The 22,641-nt window shown below is 39.3% G+C and carries 25 protein-coding genes; 17 read left to right on the top strand and 8 right to left on the bottom strand.

The window, feature by feature from the left end; all coding sequences use genetic code 11:
* The 3 genes from HZC31_06935 to HZC31_06925 are packed head-to-tail and all read right to left on the bottom strand — an operon-like array spanning position 1 to position 3,166.
* Complete coding sequence (locus HZC31_06935; protein MBI5003094.1) at positions 1 to 1,209, bottom strand: ABC transporter permease; 1,209 nt, start codon at positions 1,207 to 1,209, stop codon at positions 1 to 3.
* Positions 1,206 to 2,483: a hypothetical protein gene (locus tag HZC31_06930; GenBank protein ID MBI5003093.1), complete on the bottom strand. Its 1,278-nt coding sequence runs from the start codon at positions 2,481 to 2,483 to the stop codon at positions 1,206 to 1,208. The genes HZC31_06935 and HZC31_06930 overlap by 4 nt, the downstream gene beginning before the upstream one ends.
* Positions 2,484 to 2,488: 5 nt before the next feature.
* A complete protein-coding gene (locus tag HZC31_06925; protein MBI5003092.1) occupies positions 2,489 to 3,166 on the bottom strand; it encodes an ABC transporter ATP-binding protein in 678 nt (225 codons plus the stop codon).
* A gap of 346 nt (positions 3,167 to 3,512) precedes the next feature.
* Between HZC31_06925 and HZC31_06920 the strand changes: the two genes are divergently transcribed.
* From HZC31_06920 to HZC31_06900, 5 genes are read left to right on the top strand one after another with little or no spacing between them, the layout of a single operon-like run.
* The gene (locus tag HZC31_06920) at positions 3,513 to 4,115 is read left to right on the top strand and encodes a hypothetical protein (protein MBI5003091.1); all 603 of its coding nucleotides are present in this window, start codon (positions 3,513 to 3,515) and stop codon (positions 4,113 to 4,115) included.
* 41 nt (positions 4,116 to 4,156) lie between these two features.
* Positions 4,157 to 4,981 (top strand): hypothetical protein, encoded by an 825-nt coding sequence (locus tag HZC31_06915; GenBank protein MBI5003090.1) that lies wholly within the window; start codon positions 4,157 to 4,159, stop codon positions 4,979 to 4,981.
* A gap of 2 nt (positions 4,982 to 4,983) precedes the next feature.
* Positions 4,984 to 5,580: a class I SAM-dependent methyltransferase gene (locus HZC31_06910; GenBank protein ID MBI5003089.1), complete on the top strand. Its 597-nt coding sequence runs from the start codon at positions 4,984 to 4,986 to the stop codon at positions 5,578 to 5,580.
* 33 nt (positions 5,581 to 5,613) lie between these two features.
* Positions 5,614 to 6,039, top strand: a complete 426-nt coding sequence (locus HZC31_06905; GenBank protein MBI5003088.1) for an NUDIX domain-containing protein — start codon at positions 5,614 to 5,616, stop codon at positions 6,037 to 6,039.
* Between the two features lie 35 nt (positions 6,040 to 6,074).
* The gene (locus HZC31_06900; protein ID MBI5003087.1) at positions 6,075 to 6,686 is read left to right on the top strand and encodes a hypothetical protein; all 612 of its coding nucleotides are present in this window, start codon (positions 6,075 to 6,077) and stop codon (positions 6,684 to 6,686) included.
* A gap of 9 nt (positions 6,687 to 6,695) precedes the next feature.
* Here HZC31_06900 and HZC31_06895 read toward each other — a convergent pair whose 3' ends face one another.
* Both HZC31_06895 and HZC31_06890 read right to left on the bottom strand, forming a co-directional pair.
* Positions 6,696 to 7,016 (bottom strand): hypothetical protein, encoded by a 321-nt coding sequence (locus HZC31_06895; protein ID MBI5003086.1) that lies wholly within the window; start codon positions 7,014 to 7,016, stop codon positions 6,696 to 6,698.
* A 323-nt stretch (positions 7,017 to 7,339) separates the two neighbouring features.
* Entirely contained in the window at positions 7,340 to 8,074 is a 735-nt protein-coding gene (locus tag HZC31_06890; protein MBI5003085.1) for a methyltransferase domain-containing protein, read from the bottom strand.
* 300 nt (positions 8,075 to 8,374) lie between these two features.
* Between HZC31_06890 and HZC31_06885 the strand changes: the two genes are divergently transcribed.
* The 10 genes from HZC31_06885 to HZC31_06840 all read left to right on the top strand — a co-directional run bounded on the left by HZC31_06885 (position 8,375) and on the right by HZC31_06840 (position 17,969).
* Positions 8,375 to 9,274 carry a PhoU domain-containing protein gene (locus HZC31_06885; GenBank protein MBI5003084.1) on the top strand — a complete coding sequence of 300 codons (900 nt, stop codon included), beginning with the start codon at positions 8,375 to 8,377 and terminating at the stop codon, positions 9,272 to 9,274.
* Between the two features lie 91 nt (positions 9,275 to 9,365).
* The gene (locus HZC31_06880) at positions 9,366 to 9,686 is read left to right on the top strand and encodes a hypothetical protein (protein MBI5003083.1); all 321 of its coding nucleotides are present in this window, start codon (positions 9,366 to 9,368) and stop codon (positions 9,684 to 9,686) included.
* Between the two features lie 9 nt (positions 9,687 to 9,695).
* Positions 9,696 to 11,663 (top strand): hypothetical protein, encoded by a 1,968-nt coding sequence (locus tag HZC31_06875; protein ID MBI5003082.1) that lies wholly within the window; start codon positions 9,696 to 9,698, stop codon positions 11,661 to 11,663.
* A gap of 33 nt (positions 11,664 to 11,696) precedes the next feature.
* A complete protein-coding gene (locus tag HZC31_06870; GenBank protein ID MBI5003081.1) occupies positions 11,697 to 11,933 on the top strand; it encodes a V-type ATP synthase subunit K in 237 nt (78 codons plus the stop codon).
* A gap of 218 nt (positions 11,934 to 12,151) precedes the next feature.
* Complete coding sequence (locus HZC31_06865) at positions 12,152 to 12,706, top strand: hypothetical protein (GenBank protein MBI5003080.1); 555 nt, start codon at positions 12,152 to 12,154, stop codon at positions 12,704 to 12,706.
* Between the two features lie 44 nt (positions 12,707 to 12,750).
* Positions 12,751 to 13,821, top strand: a complete 1,071-nt coding sequence (gene ahaC / locus HZC31_06860) for an ATP synthase A1 subunit C (GenBank protein MBI5003079.1) — start codon at positions 12,751 to 12,753, stop codon at positions 13,819 to 13,821.
* A 16-nt stretch (positions 13,822 to 13,837) separates the two neighbouring features.
* Positions 13,838 to 14,137 carry a hypothetical protein gene (locus HZC31_06855; protein MBI5003078.1) on the top strand — a complete coding sequence of 100 codons (300 nt, stop codon included), beginning with the start codon at positions 13,838 to 13,840 and terminating at the stop codon, positions 14,135 to 14,137.
* 40 nt (positions 14,138 to 14,177) lie between these two features.
* Positions 14,178 to 15,956, top strand: a complete 1,779-nt coding sequence (locus HZC31_06850; GenBank protein ID MBI5003077.1) for a V-type ATP synthase subunit A — start codon at positions 14,178 to 14,180, stop codon at positions 15,954 to 15,956.
* Positions 15,957 to 15,969: 13 nt separating this feature from the next.
* Complete coding sequence (locus HZC31_06845; GenBank protein MBI5003076.1) at positions 15,970 to 17,343, top strand: V-type ATP synthase subunit B; 1,374 nt, start codon at positions 15,970 to 15,972, stop codon at positions 17,341 to 17,343.
* A 14-nt stretch (positions 17,344 to 17,357) separates the two neighbouring features.
* A complete protein-coding gene (locus tag HZC31_06840) occupies positions 17,358 to 17,969 on the top strand; it encodes a V-type ATP synthase subunit D (protein MBI5003075.1) in 612 nt (203 codons plus the stop codon).
* A 20-nt stretch (positions 17,970 to 17,989) separates the two neighbouring features.
* On the opposite strand, the gene HZC31_06835 is transcribed toward HZC31_06840, so the two are convergent.
* The gene (locus HZC31_06835; GenBank protein MBI5003074.1) at positions 17,990 to 18,709 is read right to left on the bottom strand and encodes an SDR family oxidoreductase; all 720 of its coding nucleotides are present in this window, start codon (positions 18,707 to 18,709) and stop codon (positions 17,990 to 17,992) included.
* A 14-nt stretch (positions 18,710 to 18,723) separates the two neighbouring features.
* Positions 18,724 to 19,521 carry a radical SAM protein gene (locus tag HZC31_06830; GenBank protein ID MBI5003073.1) on the bottom strand — a complete coding sequence of 266 codons (798 nt, stop codon included), beginning with the start codon at positions 19,519 to 19,521 and terminating at the stop codon, positions 18,724 to 18,726.
* Between the two features lie 95 nt (positions 19,522 to 19,616).
* On the opposite strand from HZC31_06830, the gene HZC31_06825 reads away from it, so the two are divergent.
* Together HZC31_06825 and HZC31_06820 are read left to right on the top strand one after the other, a co-directional pair.
* Entirely contained in the window at positions 19,617 to 20,606 is a 990-nt protein-coding gene (locus tag HZC31_06825) for an Lrp/AsnC family transcriptional regulator (GenBank protein MBI5003072.1), read from the top strand.
* Between the two features lie 124 nt (positions 20,607 to 20,730).
* Positions 20,731 to 21,555: a KilA-N domain-containing protein gene (locus HZC31_06820; GenBank protein ID MBI5003071.1), complete on the top strand. Its 825-nt coding sequence runs from the start codon at positions 20,731 to 20,733 to the stop codon at positions 21,553 to 21,555.
* Positions 21,556 to 21,558: 3 nt separating this feature from the next.
* On the opposite strand, the gene HZC31_06815 is transcribed toward HZC31_06820, so the two are convergent.
* A complete protein-coding gene (locus HZC31_06815; GenBank protein ID MBI5003070.1) occupies positions 21,559 to 22,626 on the bottom strand; it encodes an AAA family ATPase in 1,068 nt (355 codons plus the stop codon).
* Between the last annotated feature and the right edge of the window lie 15 nt (positions 22,627 to 22,641).

Genomic DNA, 22,641 nt, shown 5'->3' with positions numbered 1-22,641 from the left:
TTATTTCCTCAACACATCCACTACTTGTTTCTTCATCGCTTCTCGCGCAGGCAATGCTCCTGCGGCAATTCCAAAAAGGACTGCAAAAAGTAAACTAAAGAGCATGATTTTCCAATTAAATTCCACCGCAAGCATTTGGAATCCCGCAGCAGCAGCACCAAACTGTGTCATCTTCGCAATCATGAATCCCAACGCGATTCCAATTACTCCTCCGACAAATCCAAGAAACCCCGCTTCTGCGAGGAATAAAAAAAGAATGTACCTATTTTTCGCGCCAATCGCTTTCATGATGCCAATGTCTTTTTTCCTCTCTAAAACAGAAGTATAAGTGGAGTTCATAATGCCAATACCTCCGACAATTAATGAGATTCCTGCAATTGCCCCAAGAATCACATTGATGATTTTAAGGATGGTAGAAAATTGTTGGAGTAATTGGTCTGGTGTTACTATCTCAAACAAATCATTTCCTCGTTTTCGTTCTAATGCCCTTGTTGCTTTTGCCGCTGCTTCGTTCAGATCAACGCCTTCTTTTACGACGAGTTCAATAATCGAGACTTGATCTCCCTTCCCAAACATTTCCTGCGCAGTATCCAGCGGAAGCTCCACAACACTGTCATCTTCAGGGTTTCCAATCGGTGCAAATATGCCCACAACTTTGAATCGTTTGTCATTGATAATAATATTTTCGTTGACATGAATCTCTTTATCAAATATTTCGTGCGCTGTTTTATAGCCTAAAATGGCGCTATACTTTTCTCCGCTGACAAATACTCTTCCGGACTCTATTTCGAAATTAATATCATCCCAGCGTTCTTCTAACTGTTCTGTTGTTGTTGCCCATACTGTTAATACTTTTTTCTTGTTCGCGTATTCTACAGTGACTTTTTCCTGCAGATAGGGAGTTACCCAAAGAAACTCACTCATACTTTCCAATGTTTTGACATCTTCTTCTGTTAATCCTCCCTGCAAACTTGTAATGCTTGATCCAGAAGAGGTGACATAGATTCTGTTTGTTCCTATTTCTTCAAACTCTTTTCGTATTCCTTGATCTAATCCATTTCCTATCGAAACTAATGAGAATATTGTCGTTATCGCAATGACAATACCTAAAACAGTAAGTCCATTTCGCAATCTTCGTTTCCAGACATTTGTCCATGCAATGACAATTAAATCTTGATACAACGCAAGCGTTGTTTCTTCTGTCCTCATTTTGTTTTTGGACTGGTTTGCGCTTTTTTATGCCGCTTCCAGAGATACCATCCAAGCACTCCAGCTCCAAGAAGTATCAATACTGTTGTAAATCCTGTTCCATTTTCTGTTAGGCCGTACTTTCTCGCCTCCCAAGAGGTGAACATTTTTGTGGTCAGCGTTATCTGTTCGTCATAATTTTTATTGAACGCGTCTTTATAGACCAAGCGAAACTGTAATGGCAAATCTTCCACATAGTCCTTTGCATATATTTTGAATTGCGCAGTTTCATAATCGTCGCTTTCAAGATTTCCGAGGTATACAGTGTCACTGGAAAGAATCGTATAATATTCCCCTTCTTCCAGGGTGAGTGTCGCATAGTTGAGATTCGCGACGCCGATGTTTGAAAGACTTACCACAATATTTCCAGCAACATCTTCTTCGTAGACTTCACTTTCTTCAATATTCAATACATATTCTGGTTCTGCGTCGACAACGATTGAGATGTAGGTATTTTTTTCATACTTATTATTTCTTTGGTCTGTATATTTGAGCGTGACTGGAATTTTGTACACTTTCACTGCAGCATCTGGCGCGACAATCAAACTAAAATTTGCCTCTTTGCTTTCTTCTCCCTTAATATTTCGTATAATCACTTCGTTACTTGTTTTCAATGGTGCAATCTCTGTTGTATTTTGTAGGTTTAATGTGATTGTCATGTCTTCAATGTATGTGTTTCCATTGTTTGTGATTATAATAGAAATATCTGCACTCTCTCCTGGCGCGACGCGCTCAGGTGTTGTTCTTGTTTCTTCAATCACGACACCTGCCGCTTTTCCACCCACCTGAACGCTAAACGGATCTAGTGTTATCCAATTTCCTCTACTCACACCGCCTTCTGTTTTGTATCGTAACGTGACTTCATATTCTCCTTCTGCTGCATTTGGATCGACAATCAATTTGTATTTGAGGGTTGTTTCTCCTGTGTCAATTTTATCCGCATTATAGACTGAGATGTCTCCGAGTGATTTAATTTCATCTTCTCCATTCGCAAGGAGCAATGGATACTCTCCTTCTATCTCGAACTCTACTGTCTTTGCTGTGCTTGCGCCATCATTCTTTATGCTGAAGCGTAACTCTACAATCTCTCCTGGATCCACAGGATCAGGATCCTGATAACTCAATGTTGCGTTTATGTGCGGGCTGTCGAGAATGTCTGCAGTTGCAGTTTGCATGATGATTATACTCATGATCATCATTGTTATAATGAGTATTCCTTTTTTTATTGTGTTCATCGTGCTTACTCCTTTTTTGTTTCTTTAATAATTTTTCCGTCTTTTATCAATAAAATCCGTTTTGTCTGCTCTGCGACTTTTTCATCGTGCGTGACAATGATAATTGTTTTTCCTTTTTCATTTAATTCTTTCAAAAATTCAATAATCAAGGCACCTGTCTTTGAATCTAGATTTCCTGTCGGCTCATCCGCAATTAATACTTCAGGATCATTTGCAAGCGCTCTTGCAATCGCAACTCTCTGTTGTTGTCCGCCACTGAGTTCTCCAGGACGATGTTCTTTTCTATCACTGAGTTCTACAAGCTCCAATAACTCTGCTGCGCGCTCTTTCTGAATGTCTCTTTCTGTTCCCTGAAAAATCATCGGCAACATAATATTTTTTTCTGCTGTTAATGTGTGGATGAGATTAAACTGTTGGAAAATAAAGCCAATCTTTTTTCCTCTTAAGAGGCTGAGTTCAGATTCTTCAAACTCCCTAATGTCATGTCCATCTAAATACACTTCTCCTTTTGTTGGCATGTCTAGGCAGCCAATGATATTCATGCACGTTGATTTTCCTGATCCTGAAGGGCCTTGAATCGCGACAAACTCTCCTTTGTTGATCGTGAGCGATATTCCTCGCAGCGCATCGACTCGTGTTTTTCCGATGTAATATGTTTTCCAGACGTTTTTTACTTCAATGATCGGTTTTTCTTTCATTGTTGTTTTGTGTTGTCTTTATGTCTTATATGCTTTTTGTTCTTCTTTCTCATTTTGATTATCTCATAATTTCTATTCATAAAATAATTTCCAATACCCCCATTGCACTTTGGTGCAATGGGTCCCCCTGACATTTCTTACTTTTCTTGGTGCGTGTTTTTTTACTCCTTGCTTTACTGCTGCTTAAATCGCCTGACAGTCCTTGAGACTCCCCATGTCTTTCTTAATTATAGCAAATGGATTATTTTTAGAATTGATTCTAGAAAAACATTGATTATCAATATCACTTCCTATAACAAAACATATAAATCACTTTATACTTTGCAGTACGATGATCAAAAAGAAAGACGAAGGATTTTGGAACAAAAAGAATATCATGAGCCTTATCATTGTGTTCCTCATGATCTCGAGCGTTCTCGCAATCTGGCAGGGAACGCAAAGCTCTTCTGATACTATTGAAGCATACAACGATCACGATATCACCTTTACTGATGAAGGATTTTTCATAGAATCAGATTATGGAGATATTCATGGCTATAATTATCCTTCTTCTCTCGAAGCACTTTCTTTTGATCGTGCACTTGTTTCTTATCTTAGTTCTTCCTCTCAAGCTGTTATTCTCTTTGACCCCGAAGATAGTGCACTTGAGTACATTGAAATCCTTCGCAGCGATCTTGCTGTTGATGACTTTCCTGCTTTTGGACAAGAAACATCTTTCGCACTTACGACAAATTCTTCTCTTTATTCCTATCTTGTTTTAGACTGCGTTTCTACTCCCCTTCCAACACTCTTCATTCATACGGCAAATGTCACTTCTCCACGAATTTACCAAGAAGCGGGTTGTGTTGTTCTTGAAGCAGCACGATGGGAAGACTTGTTTAAACTTAAAGATCGCGTTGTGTATACGCTTGCGGGCATCATGGATGCTTCTTAGATTCATAAGCTTAAAAAAGGGCTAATTATTCCTGATTTTCCATGGACGATAAAAAAGAGAAAACAGAGCATTCTGATCTTGGAGAAGATCTCGCGATGTATCAAATTCGAGACGCAACAACATCTTCTGAAACTCCTGCTTCTCATGCGCATTCGCAGCATCAAAAGACCGCAGGCGCTCCTTCACACTCAGATGAGTCTTCAACATCGACCTCCGCATTCTTTATTGGTCTTGGCATCTTCATTCTTGTGCTTCTTACAATTTTTCTTATTCCACGATTTTTTGATCAAGATCCACAGACTTTAACAGAGCTTCATCAGGAAACTGTTGAAGAAGAACTTGATGAAGACGATCGCTATACATATAATGGTTATAGCTTTGTGTATTACGACGGATTATGGTATACACAAATTTACAATTCTTTCTCAGAAGATTTGTATGATGTTCCTTTGCATTATGGTCCAAAGAATTTGACTGACATTATTATTACAGGAGATGTCAACCCATTTTTTAACGCGGTTCTCATGAGCAATCTTTCGAACACAAGCCTTCGTTACTATCTTACTTTTAATCCTACTGATGAAAATCTTGGCTATGTCGCACTCGCGTCAGGAGAACTTTCTCAAAACTTAGTCACTACTTTTAACATTGCACCAGTTTCTGCGTGCACAGTTGAAGACGCACAATGCGCTTCTGTTCCTATTGTGACTTGTGATTCTACCACTGAACCGGTGATTTATATCAAATCAGGAACACCAACTCTTATTTACGCAAACGGTAATTGCATCACGATTCAAGGGGAACAGGCAGAACTTGTCCGCGCAGTCGATAGATTTTTGTATAAGCTCTACAATATTATGATTTAATCATGGTAGAACATTATTTTACTCCCCAACCACAATCTCGGCTGAAAAAAACACGCGTTACTTCTTCCTATCATGGACAGGCGCTTGCATTTATTTGTGTTTCTGGTGTTTTTTCCTCAGAGAAACTGGACAGCGCGACACTCCTTCTTTTAGAACATGTAAAAATACAAAGAAGCTGGGACGTTCTTGACTTAGGATGCGGGATTGGTGTTTTAGGTATTTCCATCAAAAAAGCATTTCCTTCTTGTACTGTTGTTTTAACCGATGTAAATCAACGCGCATTGAAAACTGCCGCGGAGAACGCGCGCGCGAATGATACTCTTGTTGAGATTATGGAAAGTGATTTATTTTCTGCTCTTGCTGATCGACAATTTGACACTATTATTACCAATCCTCCTCATCACGCAGGACGAGCGTTGGTGTATCAGCTCATTGAACAGGCAGTTGGGCACGTGCGTTCTGGTGGTTTTCTGCAGCTTGTCGCACTGCACAATAAAGGAGGCGCAATGCTGGAAAAGAAAATGAAAGAAGTCTTTGGCAATGTGGAGACACTTGTCAAGAAAGGTGGATTTCGCGTGTATTGCAGCAGGAAGGAATAATCTTTTTAATGTTGTCTTGTTTCTCTTCTTCTTATGAAACCAGGATTTGATTATATTGGCGTTGGCTGCGGCGCATTTATTGTTAATGAAAAGAATGAAGTGCTTCTTATGAAACGTGGTTCTCAATGCAAAAATAATTGCGGTGTTTGGTCTATTCCAGGCGGTGCTCTTGATTACAATGAGAAATTTCATGATGGTGTCAAGCGAGAGATTTTTGAAGAACTTGGTATCCATATTGAAATTATTGATTTGCTCTGCTTGACTGACGATATCATGCATGATGAAAAACAGCATTGGGTTACTCCACAATATCTGAGTAAAATTGTTGGAGGATCGTTAGCGATTAAAGAACCTACTAAATGTGAGGCTGTTCAGTGGTTTGCTTTAGACACCCTTCCTTCTCCCCTCACATTACCAACACAAGACGCTCTTGCAGCATTTCTCCACCTTTCAAAATAAGAAACTATATAAAATTCCAATTCTTAAATTTATGTATGGAATCATACTTTCTCATGTGGGTAGCAGTTCTCATCATTGGTACTATTGTCTGTTATTTTGTGGTCAAAAATGTCCTGAAAGTGGTGGTTACTTTTCTCTTCATTCTCGCGCTTTTTGTCGCGATCACGATCAGCTTAACCTATTCTGATATACAGGAACTCAAACAAGAACTTGGGGAGGAACAGATTTTGTATCTTATTCATGAGGATGATACATTGTTCTTTCCTATTGTTATGGTCAACATGACTGCAAAACATTCTTTAAAACAATCTGTTCTTGAAGAAAGTCAAATCGCTGCATTCGTGAAACAAAAAAATTATCGCGCAATTTTGGATAATGGCGCATACTACAAAGTTGTTGCTATCAATACCTCTGCATATGACGCTCAGGATGCTGCTCTTTTACAAACAATGCGCGATACCAATCAGCTTTTTTCTGTTCGTTCTGATGCATTTGAAGAACTTCACGAAGATAAAAATATGCTGCTCTTCCTTTTCCAAGGATACAAAGCAGGCGACGTTATGGTCTATCCGAAAACAATGGCATTCCGCATGATGAGTATTATTCCAGAAGATTGGGTTGCTTCTATCGCTGATGAAGAAGAATAATTTTTAAGATTAATGATGGCCTCCGTGGCCGCCGCCATGTCCATGGCTTTCTTCATACTCTTTTTTCTTCTTCAGAAGCAATGCTCCTGCAACAATACACGCGCCAATTATTAACGCAGCAGGAATGTAGGTCACTTGCGTAATTACAGGATATTTATGGCACTGAAAATCACTGCCACAATAACTGTCATTACTGCAATCTCCGTCTTTGCTGCATTCTCTTGTGGTAATGCTTACTATCTTTGAGAAAATGATGAATAGTGCAATGACGACCACGAACGCGACTACAAAGGGCATCGCTGCTTTTTTGTTCTTGATAAGTCTCTTCATTATTTGAGAAGGTAATGAAAATTCGTTTTTAAAGGTTTGTTCGTTATAGTCACTACGTTGCAAAAAATAACAACAACACTGGCACAGACGGTCTTGTGTCGCTTTGCTCCACAAGCCCTACTCCGCGAACGAGAACCACTCACTTCGTAAGTGAACCTCGTTCGCTCCGTCTGGCCATGTTGTTATTTTTTGCTCTGAGAAACGCACAAAGCCAAACTTTTCTCTTGGACCTTGTGCGTTAAGACGTGAGCATTTGTCGAGCGTCTTTTTCTCTCATGAACAATAATTATAACAATTAAAATATATTTTTAGAAATCATTTCTTCATATTTTTCTTACAAACGTCAAGAAACCGCTATGTCCAATACTCTGACTTTTTGGGCGGACTTTTCTGCCGAGAACATCCCATTCTGTTTCCGCAATTTCACAGGTCTTCAGATAAAGGAAGCCTGGCGTATTTCTCACTTTATCGACAAAATCCATCACTTGTGGTACGCAAGGGCTATATGAAACAAGATAGCCCCCATATTTTAGCGCAGCAAGCGCATGATCCACAGCAAGCCATGGTTCTGGAAGATCTAAGAGGACCATATCCACATTCTTTTCTTCAATGCCATCATAGATGCTCTTCTTTTTGAGCGCGGCATTTTTAAGTCCAAGAAACGCGAGATTTTCTTCTACAATCTTGATATAATCTTCTCGTATTTCGTAGGTATAGATTTGCCCATTGGTACAGAGATGCGCGAAAAACCCTGTCGCGCCGCCGCTTCCCCCGCCTGCTTCGACAATGGTCCAGTCATTTCCCACTCCCACTTCTGCCGCAATAAAGCCGAGGTCTTTCAGCGGGATAATCTGCGCATTTCTCTTAATTTTCCAGTATTTGTCCAAGAACGATGCTTCAAGCACTGTTAATGTCGTGTCTTTATTCGTCTTGAGCTGCGCTCCTGCTTTTGCTTTTATGATCGCATCTTTGCTGACAAAGCCATCTTTTGTATGGAGATCATTGCCTTTGAAGAGATATTTTATTCCTTCTGGGTCTACGAGTATTTTGTCTTTCATTCTCCTAAAATAATGGGTACTTGAATATATAGGTTTGGTTGTTTTGATTTTTCTACTTTATGTTTTATCCTTATTCTCGTTTTTCTATTTTTTTGTGTACGTCATAATCTAATAATAGATTGCGTTGTCATACAAGGACTTTACTGAGCGAACATTCAATAAATTAGTGCGCGTTTCGTTTTACAGAGCTAACTATATTCCTACTCTTTTTCATTATTTTTCTTCTGTATTCTTCATTTCTCTCTTTCACCAAAATCTCTTACAAAACTTATATAAATACCTACTATTTACTCCCTATTTATGGATATACGAAATGTACAGAAAACAGGGAATATGCATTATGTGTACCTCCCGACGTCCTGGTGCAGAAAACATAAACTGAGCTCGAAAAGCAAGGTTTCTACTGCTGTCAATGAAGATGGCACCCTCACGCTTTCTCCTGAACTTCAGGAAGGGAAGAAAAAAGAACTTACCTTTCGTGTCAAAGAAGACAATCTTGATGTTTTGCACAAGCTTATTATCGCAAGCTATCTCACTCCTGCGTCTGGCTTTACTATCTATCTTGATAAACAAATAGATTATACAAAGCTTTTACAGCAGAAAAAATTGATCAGTCTTGAACTTGTGGAACTCAATAAAGATTCTATCACTTGTGAAGGTTCTGTTGTGATTGAAGAATTAGGCTCGCTTCTCAAAACCATGCTTCGCAAGATCAAAAACATGCTTACTGTCATGATGAAAAATTATAACAAGGAGCTTGTTATGCGCTATGAGGAGGAAATCGACAGAAGCCAGCTTCTCCTCGATAAATCTATCGTTGAAGCATTTAGCTTTCATCATTCTTCTCAACTTCGGACGATTGAGTTGTATTATATTTCCCATATGTCCAAAGAGCTTGAACGGCTTGTTGATATTTTGAGTGTCATGGATCCTGTTGATGTTTCCTTCCTGAAATTAATCTTAGATGTTGTCGATGTTCTCAAAGACGTTCTTGGCAATGTCGGAGATGCTTCTTTTACTCTTAGTGTTCAGGCAGCAATCACCTTCATTAAAAAAGTCGATACCATCGAAACAGTCAAAGTCAAAGATATCAGCACTTATGAAAAAAAGCGCGCAAAAGAACTCCTTACGTCAGTCTCTGAAGTACTGGTGGATTGGGCGCTCTTTTATGAACTTGAAAAACAGGAGGCGAAGTCGTAATTGCATCTTTCGTAAAAACTATTTAGTTCCTATAGACTCTATAGTACATATTTAAGAGATGAGGGCATTTGCCTCTATAAAGGTGATTTTTTTGGAAAAAGTACTTCATGACATTCGGGAAGCAGAAACACACGCTGATCATATAATCGCAGAAGCAAAAGAAAAAGCAATGCATATGCTCGCAAAAGGGAAAGCAGACGCAGACGCGTTTGTAGTCCAGCGAAAGCATGAAGTCCTTGAACAAAAGGCAGAATCGCTTACTCATCGAAAAAAAGAACTTGAAAAAGAACAGCAGAAATTCCTCAAGAAAGCAGAGAAACATGCAAATGACGCTGCAGCAACTGCAGCTTCGCAGAAGAAAAAAGCACACTCTTTTCTTTCTCAAGAATTTAAGGTTTTGCTCAAAGCATAAGGTGTTTTCATGTTACAATCAGCACGCGTTACAAAGATTCGGATTATCGGTCCACAGACCCAGCTCTCTATTCTTATTCGCACGCTTTATTCTTTAAAACTTGTTCATCTTCTTGATCATAAAAAGACAGAAGAGCTTGACATTGGAGCTCCGCTTAGGAATTCTGAACACATTTCTGGACTTTTGGTTCGTGCACGTTCATTGCTCGCGTCTTTTGATCCCCTTCTTGTTTCTGCTGCACAGACAGCATTAAAAAAGAAAACTGCTCTTTCTCTTGTAGACTTAGAATCTGATCTTGCAACACTTCTCAGTGACCATGATACTTTACAGCAGCAACAGCAAACCCTCGCTTCTGCAGTTGCAGAAAAAAAAGCAGTCGCTCAGCAGCTTCGTCTTTTAGACGCGTTGCATCTTGACGCTGCAAGCCTTGCTCCATTCAAATCATTATCTTCTTTTATTGGTTCTGTTTCTTCTTCAGAAGGAGTAGAAGCCGCACTTTTGCAAGTGACTAAAAAAATACAAATTACTCTTGCACAGCTTGATGGTATTTCTTATGTTGCAGTTTTTGCAGATTCACGCCATGGTTCTGGTGTTTCTTCTGTTCTTCAGATACATGGATTTAAGCCACTTCCTTTTGCTGATCTCTCTTCGTATCATGGTTCTCTTGGTGAACATGCAAAAAAACTTCAGGTTTCTCTTCACCTTCTTGAAAAAGATGTAGAACACATTGAGACACAACTTTATGCATTTCAGAAACAGCATGTTTCAGAACTGCTTTCCTTTGTCTTTTATTTACAACAAGAATCTGAGCAAGCACAAGCGCCGTTGCGCTTCGCAGAGACAGCACGCTCATTTGTTGTTGAAGGATGGGTTAGCGGAAAAGAATTCCAACAACTCAAACACGCGCTTGAAAAAGAGACCAATCATAAGATCTATCTTGAAACGCTTGAGGTAACAAAAACAGACAAAGTGCCTATTATTCTCAAAAACATGTTTTTTGTCAAACCGTTTGAATTTTTCCTGCACCTCTACACATTGCCGAGCTACAAAGAACTTGATCCAAGCTTTTTCCTTTTTTTCACGTTCCCCTTCTTTTTTGGCCTTATGCTTGGAGATGTTGGCTATGGTCTTGTGACTCTTTTACTTTTCGCACTGCTTTGGTGGAAGATGCCTACTGCACGAAGCATTCTTACTGTTATGATGCTCTCTGCGATTATTAGCATCTTTTTTGGCTTTGTCTTTGGAGAATATTTTGGCTTTGAACATGTTTCAGAACAGACAGGAGAACAATTGCTTCAGTATGGCATTCCGCTTCATTCAGAAGTTCTCCATGATGGAGAAATAGTGTATTCATTCCCTCGGCTTTTGAATAGATTGCATGGAGAAACGACGCTTTTAGGAGCGACGCTTCCCACTGTCCTTGTGCTTGGCGCGATCCTTGGCTTTATTCACGTGAACATTGGGTTGTTCCTCGGGTTTATCAATGAACTGGTCTCACACGGATTTGCGCACGCGTTTTACGCGAAAATCAGCTGGTATATTTTAGAACTTGGCGCAGCTGTTCTTGTGTTGAGCAGTCTTGGTCTTGTTCCTCTTCATTGGAGTATTGGTCTTGCACTCGTTGTTCTTGCAGCAGTGCTTCTTTTCATTGGCGAAGGAATTCAAGGACTTGTTGAAATTCCTGCGATTCTCACGAATATTCTTTCCTATTTACGACTTGGCGCTGTAGGTTTAAGCTCTGTTGGTCTCGCAGTCGTTATTAATGAAAATCTCGCGCTTCCTTTTATGGAAAGAGGTGGGGTTTATTTTGTGCTCGCACTTGTTATTTTAGTGGCAGGGCACTCTATTAACATCGCGCTTGGCGTTATTGGTCCATTTTTACACTCATTGCGACTCCATTATGTGGAGTTTTTTTCCAAATTTTACAAAGGGGGAGGAATCCCTTTTGTCGCGTTTGGACAGGAAAAAAATAGATGAATAAAAAATAACATGCTACGGAGGTAGAATCGTATGGCAGCAGAAGTAAGTATTGGTGTTGGATTGGTATCTATTGGTGCAGCTCTTGCATTTGGTCTTAGCGCTATGGCAAGCGGTATTGCGGAAAAATCCATTGGAACTGCAGCAGTTGGCGCACTTGCAGAAAAAGAAGAGTTATTTGGAAAAGGATTAATCCTTACTGTTATTCCAGAAACGCTCGTTATCTTTGGCCTTGTTGTTGCAATTCTCATCATGGGAATGGCAGCATAAATTTGGAATAGTATAGCTGACGCACGAAATAATCGTAATTTTTTTAAGGTGATTTCGTGTGTCAGCTAATAAGCGAACGAACATGTAAAATTACGAAAATTTGGTTCGTTCGCTATAAAACAGACGCGCTTTGGCGCTTTGTTTTTCATTCCTTTTTTCAAGGTTTTTTATATTCATTATCATTCAAGTAATTCATAGCAAAAACACAGGTGTTCATTATGGGTTTAGACCACGTAAAAAAAGAAATCATTGATCATGCAGAAGAAGAGGCACAGCACATTGTTGGTGCAGCAAAAGAACAAGTTAAAAAAGATACTGATGCGAGCCACGGCATTGCTGATGCTTTTGAGGCAGAAGTAGACGCAGCGCTTAAAAAAGAACTTGACGCACTGGACAAACGCTACTACGCAAGTATGCAGCTGCTTTCCAAAAAAGTTCTTCTTCAAAAAAAGAAAGAACTTTTGGAAGAACTCTTTCAAGAATTTAGCGCGAGTCTCGCAAAAATGCCTAAAGCAGAGAAGACAAAAATCCTTCAAACGCTTGTTGATCGCGCAAAAAAACAATGCGCGATTGGCAAAATCTATTGCGCCGCTCAAGATGTTTCCATTGTCAAGAGCTTTTTCTCCGCTGTTGAACAAAAACCTCTTGTTGGTGGCATTGTCGCGGAAAGTAAAGATGGCAATTACCGTTTTGATTACAGCTTTGACACTATCCTCAGTCAACTTCAGGAAAGAAAACTTCAAGAGGTTTACGCGTTGCTTTTTAGCAACTGAAGATGAGCGCATTTCAAAGAATAAACAAATAATAATGTGATACTATGTTTAAAGAACACTACCCCGAAAGCATTCACGTTTCCTTTTATCCATACACCTACGTTCGTGTGATGGCAATGAAAGGAAAGCTCTATCGAAAACAAGATTATGATAAATTGCTTAAGATGCAAGGAAGCGATATCGCCGCATATTTGGAAAATTCTGATTACAAAGAAGACATTCTCGCATTGGGTAAGACTTATTCAGGGTATACCCTTGTTGAGCGGGGGTTGTATTCAAACCTTATTCGCAATATGCAGAAACTTTTACGCATCTGCAGTCCAGAGATGAATTATCTTCTTCGCGCGTATCTTTTCCGTCATGACATTTACAATTTGAAAACCATACTTCGCGGCAAAGCTGCAGGACAGAAACATGCGGACGTTGAAGCATTGCTTCTTCCTCTCGGGACATTTTCTGACAAAAAACTTTCTCAGTTGCTTTCTTCTGAAAGTATGTCTTCTGTCTTAATCAAGGCAGGATTTACTGACCGAGAATCTGCTGACTCGCTTGCGTATTATGAAAAAGAAAAGTCTTTGCTCGCGCTTGAGAATTTCCTCGATAAATCGTATTATACATTCCTTTTTAGTTTCCTCACAAAGCTTGCAGGAGAACACCAACTGTTCAAAGAACTTCTTCAGGCAGAAATTGATGTCTTGAATGTTAAACTTTTGCTTCGCCTCAAAAAACAAGGACTTGGACAGCAGGAAATTACTTCCTTCTTTTTTTCAGGAGGAGCACTCTTTTCTATTTCCAAACTTCATGCTCTTGCAGTAAAAGATTTTGCAGGTATTATTCAGGCGTTCTCTCAGACTTCTCTTCGCTCGCTTGTTTCTTTTCATCAGGCTGCACTTAACCAGCAGGATCTCAAAGGTTTTGAAAAAAGTCTTGATGTTTGGCATTTACAGAAAGCAACACTCTTGCTTCATCAATTTCCTTTAAGCGTTGATACACTCCTTGGTTATATGTTTGCCAAAGAAATTGAAATGCGTAATCTTCGTGTGCTCGTCAAAGGAAAACAATTTGGATTAACAGAGCAGTTCCTCGAAGAGCAACTCGTACTCGACAAAAAATAAACACAGGTGGACATTCATGAATAAAATTATTGCACTCGGACCGTCAGAATTTGTCTTAGGATTCCGACTTGCGGGTGTTGAAACCCGTGAAACGCAATCTGCAAAAGAAGATTTTGAAGCACTTTTTGCAGATAGTGCCCTCGGGATTATTATCACTGATGAAACAACCATGCAGCAGCTTCCTCTTTTTTTTCGCGAGGCAGTTGAAGCTCGGGTCAAACCAGTGACTGTTGTTGTCTCTGCTGACGCAACAAGCAATGAAACGCTTCGCAAGAAAATCAAAAAATCCATTGGCGTTGATCTCTGGAGCAAATAATACATTCAAAACGAAAACAAACGAATAAGGTGAGTCTATAATGGCAAAAAATGAAAAAACAAAAACAAAAACAACTGAAAAAGCAGTCTCCAAAGGAGTTCTCTTTCGCATCGCTGGGCCTGTTGTTGTTGCAAAAAATCTTGCAGCACGCATGTACGACGTTGTTCGCGTTGGCAATGAAAAACTCATGGGAGAAGTTATTCAGATTGACGGTGACAAAGTAATTATTCAGGTTTACGAAGATACCACTGGCCTTACTCCTGGCGAACCTGTCATTAACACGGGAAAACCACTTTCTGTCGCGCTTGGTCCAGGGTTATTGACGAGCATTTATGATGGTATTCAGCGACCGCTTCCTCTTCTTGAAGAAAAAATGGGCAGCTACATTCAACGTGGTGTTGACGCGCCAGGACTTCCTTTTGAAAAAAAATGGAAATTTAGTGCAACAGCGTCTGTTGGCAGTATGGTTAATGGTGGCGATGTTCTAGGTACTGTTGAAGAAACAGAAGGATTAATCCATAAGATTATGGTTCCTCCAAATTTGAAAGGAAAACTTGTCGCACTCAAATCAGGAACGTACACTGTTGAAGAAGGTATCGGGAAACTCGACAATGGCGCAGAATTGAAATTAATGCACTATTGGCCTGTGCGATCCGCGCGACGATTAAGGAAAAAATTATCTCCAAGCACCCCACTCATTACTGGACAGCGTATTTTCGATACCTTGTTCCCTCTTGCAAAAGGGGGAGTTGCCGCAATTCCAGGACCATTTGGCGCAGGAAAAACTGTTTCCCAACAACAGCTCGCGAAATGGTGTGACGCAGAAATTATTGTTTACATTGGCTGCGGTGAACGAGGCAACGAAATGACAGAAGTTCTTACTGAATTTCCACACATGAAGGATCCAAAAACTGGAAAACCTCTTATGAACAGAACTGTGTTGATTGCGAATACTTCGAACATGCCGGTCGCTGCACGAGAAGCAAGCGTTTACACAGGTATTACTATCGCAGAATATTACCGTGACATGGGCTACGATGTTGCACTCATGGCGGATTCTACCAGTCGATGGGCAGAGGCGATGCGAGAAATTTCTTCACGACTTGAGGAGATGCCAGGAGAAGAGGGATATCCAGCATATCTCAGCACTCGACTTGCGGAATTTTACGAACGCGCGGGTATTGGTATTCCTCTTGGAACAGACAAGACAGGAAGTATTTCAGTTATTGGCGCAGTCAGTCCTCCAGGTGGAGACTTCTCTGAACCAGTTACCCAGAACACGTTGCGTGTTGTGAAAACATTTTGGGCACTTGACGCAAAACTCGCACAACGACGACACTTCCCTTCTATTAATTGGTTGACTTCGTACAGTTTGTATCATGAAGCACTTGCTCCATGGTATAGAGAACATGTTTCTGAAGACTGGCCTGATGTTATCAAGCAATTGATGATTATTCTCCAACAAGAAGAAAAACTTCTCGAGATTGTTCAGCTTGTTGGAAGCGACGCGCTTCCAGACAAAGAGCAGCTTATTCTTGAAGTTGCTCGTTTGATCCGAGAATTTATTCTTCAGCAGAACGCGTTCCACGATATTGACACGTATTGTACTATTGAGAAATCGTATCGTCTCATGACATTGATTTTGAAGTACAACACAATCGCGCAAGCGACGCTTGCTCGTGGCATTCACGTCAAAACAATTCTTGGATTAACCGCGAAAGATAAAATCGCAGAAGCGAAATTTACCAAAGAATGGAAGCAACATCTTGATACTGTTGAAAAAGAGATTGAAAAAGAATTCGCGCAATTGCGTGAATAAACAGGTGAAAATCATGAAAGAGTATAAAACAATTAATAGAATTGCGGGACCACTTGTTTTTGTTGAAAAAACAGAACCTGTTGGATATGGAGAGATTGTCACCTTACGCCTCTCTGATGGCTCATTAAAAAATGGTCAAGTCCTTGACACGAGCAATGACCTTGTTGTTGTTCAGGTGTTTGAAGGAACATCTGGCATTGACAAACAATCTAGCGTGACATTTTTAGGACAATCGCTGAAAGTTAATGTTTCAGAGGAAATGCTTGGTCGCATTCTTAACGGCGCAGGAAAACCAATTGATGGTGGTCCTGGCATTATTCCAGAAAAAAAGCTGGACATTATTGGCGCTGCAATCAATCCGTATAGCAGAGAACAGCCAAGCGACTTTATTCAAACAGGAGTTAGCACTATTGACGCAACAAACACGCTTGTTCGTGGACAAAAACTTCCTATCTTTTCAGGAAGTGGATTGCCCCATAGCGAAATCGCATTGCAAATCGCACGTCAGGCAAAGGTTGTCGGACAAAAAGAAAACTTCGTTGTTGTGTTTGCAGCAATGGGTATCACCAATGAAGAAGCACAATACTTCATGAAAGGATTTGAAGAAACTGGCGCTCTCGATAGAAGCGTTGTGTTTTTGAATCTTGCAGACGATCCCGCTGTTGAACGACTTGTTACTCCACGAATGGCATTGACGACTGCAGAATATCTCGCCTTTGAAAAAGACATGCACGTTCTTGTTATCTTAACAGACATGACGAACTACTGCGAGAGCTTGCGAGAAATCGGCGCTGCTCGTGAAGAAGTTCCAGGACGACGAGGATATCCAGGATACATGTACACAGACCTTGCAACGATTTACGAACGCGCAGGCATGATCAAAGGGAAAAAAGGATCTGTCACGCAGATTCCTATCTTGACTATGGTTGGAGATGACATTACACATCCAATTCCAGATTTGACAGGATACATTACAGAAGGACAGATTGTTCTTTCTCGAGAACTCCATCGAAAAGGGGTGTATCCTCCAGTGGACGTTCTCCCGAGTTTATCTCGATTGATGAACCTTGGAGTAGGAGAAGGAAAGACTCGCGATGATCATAAAGGAGTTTCTGATCAGTTGTACGCATGTTACGCAGAAGGACGAGACCTTCGCGGACTTGTCGCAATTGTTGGTGAAGAAGCATTAAGCCAGCGTGATCTTCGTTTGTTGAAATTCGCAGCAGCGTTTGAAGATCAATTTGTCCGACAACGCCGTGATGAAGATCGAAGTATTTCAGAGACACTTGACTTAGGGTGGCACCTCTTTGGCGCTATTCCTTCGAATGAGTTAACACGACTTAGCGGAAAGCTCAAAGAAAAGTTTTACAAAGCAAAAAAAGAATAAATTGATGTGAAAGTATGGCAGAGAACATTAAACCAACCCGAAGCGAGCTGATGAAGCTTAAGAATCGCATTAAACTCGCGAAATCTGGTTACAATCTTTTGAAGAAAAAAAGAGATGGTCTTATTTTAGAGTTTTTTGAAATCTTGAAGCGCGCGAAAACTGTTCGACAGGAATTGACAGAAGAGTATAAGAAAGCGCTTTACACGGTGAATATTGCGCGAACCATTGAGGGCGATGTTCAAGTGAGTTCTCTCGCGCTTGCTGTTCGTGACGCACCTTCAATCACTATGCATTCTCGCAACATTATGGGTGTTGTTGTTCCGAAAATAACTACTTCGCACAAGGAAAAAGGCGCTGATAGAGGGTATGGAACTATCGCAAGCTCTGCTGTTATTGATGAGGCTTCTGTCTCTTTTGAAAAAGTTGTTCGCAAAATCATTGAAGCCGCTGAAGTTGAAACAGGGATTAAGAAGTTGTTGACTGAAATCGAAAAAACCAAACGTCGTGTTAACGCTTTAGAGTTTGAAATTATTCCACGACTTGATGTGCAGCGAAAGTTCATTCAAATGCGCCTTGATGAAATGGATCGAGAGAATGTGTTTAGGATGAAGAGGATTAAGAAGTAAGAAATTAAAATAGGGGTTTTCTATACTGTGTACCCGCCGTCTACTACGATCGTTTGTCCTGTAATTCCATCATTTCTTATTAAAAAGATAACCGCATCTGCGATTTCTACAGGTCTAACAAGTCTTCCCATTGGTGTATTAGTGATGATGGTATCAATAAAGGTTTGAGATAGGCTATTTCTTAATAATGGCGTTTCTGTGTATCCTGGTGCTACAGCATTCACTTCAATTTTTCCTTTTAGCTTTTTTGCGAATGCTCTCGTATATGCTCCAACCTCTGCTTTGACTCCACTTGCTAAAATTGAATTTGAATCTGCATCAAGTTCATAAATGGAAGAAATATTTATGATCTTTCCACTTTCCATCATTTCTGAAGCTAAAGAAGTGCATAAAAAATAGCCGTACCCATTGACTTTGTGAATTGCAGAATAACTTTCATAATCTGACTTATCTGGAAGATAAATCCCTGCATTGTTTATGAGAATATCTAATCTCCCTTGTTGTTTTTTAATAATCTTAAATATTTTTCTAACTTCTTCTTCTGAAGAAACATCGCCATGAAGATATAATGCCTTTAATCCATGTTGCTCAAGTTCTGTTTGGAGCTTAATTCCTTCATCTTTGGAATTATGAGAATTAAAATAGACAAGAGCGCCAAGGCTACATAGTTTTTCTCCAACAGTTCTACCAATTCCTCTTGTCGAACCAGTAACGAATGCAACTTTACCTTTTATTTCCATGATAAAGAAGAAAATTAAGCAGCTCTTTCTAATTCAAAATTTTTTTCTCTTACTCCTCTTATTTTTCCATCAGGAAGAATAGTGATGTATCCTTGTTCTCTTATAATAATATCGTGATTAGATCCAAGGACTGGAACATATTTTGCGAAGTCCTCTACGAATATATTTCCAACTCTTTCTTCGAGCTCCTTTTTTCTCTGTTCAATTGCTTCTTGTACATCATTTCTTTCTCTTGCGTTTGCTCTTCCTATCCATTGGATTGGTCGTATCAATACTTTGGAATTTGTTTGATATGCAATGTCTGCAATGCCAGAAAGTTCATCAAGAGAATCTTCTGATACAGTTGCACTGATTTCAACAGCAACATCCAATTCGCAAACATAATCAATTGCTTCTCTTGCCATATTCCAAGAACCAACACCACGCTTTTGATTATGAAAAGAAGGAGTTGCACTGTCAAGACTAATCTGAACTCGTTCTAAAGAAGGAATAAGTCCTTTGTATACGTGATCTCGTAGGTGAAACCCATTCGTGAGAATACTTGTTCTTAATCCAGATGCAAGTGCATAACGAACAATATCTGGTGCGTCTTTTCGTGCAGTAACTTCGCCACCAGTAAAAAGAACACTTTCTGCACCATACATTTTACTCATATCAATAACACGTTGCCATTTGGATTGATCTAACTCCCCAGACATTCGTGTTCCTGATTCATTAAAACAATAATTACATCGAAGATTACATGCTCTCGTTAACTCCGCGTTTAAATGAACTATTCTTTTAGGAGTATATGTTTCTGTTTGAAGCACCATAGTGATAAGTATGATTATAATAAATATAAAATCTTCTTCTCAAAAATCCACAAAAACGATAAATATATATAGAAAAATATCATTTCTATGAGAAAATGACAGATCTTAATCTCAAAGATAGGAAAATACTTTACGAGTTGGAAAAAAATGCACGGCAATCTGATGCAGAAATAGCGAAACATGTTGGTTTGAGTAGAGATTCTGTCCGCTATCGAATAAACAGGATGTGCACTGAAGGTCATATTCACTATTTTATGACTCTTTTGAATTCAATGAAATTAGGTTATGACTGGTATCGAACATTCTTCAAGCTCCGAAATATATCTGTGGCAAAAGAAGAGGAGATTATAGCATACTTGAAAGAAAAAGTAAGCTGGATAACGAAAGTTGAAGGAATTTGGGATATTAACACAGGTATTTTTGTCAAAAATGTCTATGAGTATAGGGATTTTATCGATGCTTTTCTTCTTAAATTTAGTTTTTATATTGAAAAATATGATGTTTCCATTGTTACAAGAATGTGGATATATCACAAAGAATTCCTCCTTCAGAAAAAAAGCGGCACCATCAAGCCATTACTCATGGGATTTGATGAACATAAAACATATGGATTTAAAATCATTGATGAAATGGATTATAAAATTCTCAAAACTATTCTTAAAGATGCCCGAATGAAGTCTATAGACATAGCCAGAAAAATAGGAACTACAGAAATTGTCGTACGCTATAGGATAAAGAAACTTATAGAAAAAGGAATAATTATTGGCTTTAAACCATTTTTGAACATTCATAAGTTAGGATATCTCTATTTTAAGCTTCATCTCACCTTACAAAATATAACGCCAGAAAAAAAGAGAAGAATCTTCTCTTACATCCATCAGCACCCAAACACTGTCCATACAACAGAACTTGTCGGTGGTGCTGATCTTGAGACAGAATTTCAAGTGAAAAGCAATGATGAATTTTATGCCCATATTCAAGAGTTGAGACTCAAATTTAGTGATATTATTCGAGATTATCAATTTATGCAATATACACAAGAGTATAAATTCACGTATCTTCCGGAAGTATTTGCTTCTTCTTAATTTCATCTTTAGCACAGGACATTTTTCTTTGTCGTGTGCTCTTATTCTCAGTAAAGTTGTTCCACAGCCCACACTGGACACGCTGCTGTGAGGTATATAAGTTTACATCATTCTTGGATTCATTATGGATAAAAAAATACATGTGTTGGGTAAGGATATCACTCTTTCTTTACAAAAAGAAGATTATATCTCCATTACAGATATTGCAAGATACAAAGATGCTGATAGAACTGATTATATTATACAAAATTGGCTTAGAAATAGAAATACTATTGAGTTTCTTGGTCTTTGGGAATCCATAAACAATCCTTGTTTTAATCCCATCGAATTCGATGGGTTTAGAAAGCAAGCAGGACTCAATAGCTTTATCCTTACTGCAAAACAATGGATAGACAAAACAAAAGCAACAGGAATACTCTCTAAATCCGGAAGATATGGTGGCACGTATGCGCATAAAGATATTGCCTTTGAGTTTGCATCATGGATTTCTGTTGAATTCAAGCTTTATCTTATTAAAGAATTTCAACGTCTCAAAGAAGAAGAGAACGAAAGAAAACAATTAGGCTGGGACATTAAACGGAATCTTGCAAAAATAAACTATCGAATCCACACCGATGCTATTCAGAAACATCTTGTCCCAGAAACAATCTCTCGAAGCGAAGAAAACCTTATTTACGCGACAGAAGCTGATATACTTAATCTCGCACTTTTTGGTTTTACAGCCAAAGAATGGAGAGAGAAAAATCCTGCTCTTGATGGGAATATTCGAGATTACGCTGACGTCTCTCAACTCGTTTGCTTGTCTAACTTGGAAAACTTGAACGCATTATTCATCAAAGAAGGACTAGAAAAAGCAAAACGCCTGGAAAAATTAAACACAATCGCGATAGAACAAATGATTCTTTTAACAGAAAGAACTGTGAAAAGATTAGATAAACCAAGGCAGTAGCCTTTAGAATTCATCCAACCTTTTGATATTCTGATGATAGACTAATGTACTATTTCCGCCTGCACCAACAACTCTCTTTAAGGAAACAAACCCTCCAAACCCAAGTGTTTGCACTTTTCGCACAAATGTTTTGTAGGATTGCGTTCCTCCTGTATCTTCGTATTTCTTGAAGAGATCGCCAATTTTCATACCGCTGTTTGCTTTGATGAGTTCAAGCACTGCTCTGCAGTCTTCATCTAATTCCAGCGGTTCTTTATTATATCCTTCTGCGCCTTTGTCCAGTACATTGGTGACATGAGTTGCAGTAATGATTCGCGAACTTACTTCTTCTGCAGCTTCTGCGCTCTGGCGCATCAAGTGCAAACCCGCACGAATATCTTTTTGCTGAATGGTGTGTTGTAAAATGACTTCAAATGCGTCCTCTTGCAGAACTCCTGGTTTGAACGCAAATCCTTTTCGCTGTTCGAGAATGTCTTTTATTTCTTGCGCATTATATTCTTTGAACTCTACCAATTCTGGTCTGAGTCTTGAACGAATCCGTTCGTCCAATCCTGTAAACCATTCTTTGTAATTGGAGATGAGAATTACTGTTTTTTTGAACACATTTTCTAAAAGCGTGTAAAGAAAATCAAAGTCTTCTAGTTTATCCACTTCATCAAAACAAAACGCGACACAGTTTTTGTTAAAGGTGTTTTCGAGATCTTTGAAAATTTCATGCGTTTTTTTATTTTGATAGAACTTGTAGTTCACTGCTTCGCAGAGGGCGATCGCGATTTTGTAGGTGCTGTTATTTTGCCAGCAGTTGACATAGACGGGAAGAATTTCTTCATGCTGCTCTTCAAGTTCTCTGAAGACATGGAGCACTGCGAGTGTTTTTCCAATTCCTGGCTTGCCATGGAGCATGATGTTCTTTCCTGTTCGCTCGCTGAATAATGGTCTGATTGAGTTTGCGATGGTAAATTGCTCATTCTCTCGATGGAGGAGAAGTTTTGGTTGAAATGAAAAGTCTAACGCAAGCTCGTTAAGGAAAATACTCTCTCCTGATTTTAGCATTGTATCAAATAAACCCATGGAAAAAAGAAGATT

The organism is Candidatus Woesearchaeota archaeon (assembly GCA_016214075.1).
In the GTDB taxonomy this organism is placed as follows: Archaea; Nanobdellota; Nanobdellia; order Woesearchaeales; family DSVV01; genus JACRPI01.
The sequence above is the reverse complement of the archived record's forward strand: the minus strand, read 5'-3'. Positions and strand labels throughout refer to the sequence as shown.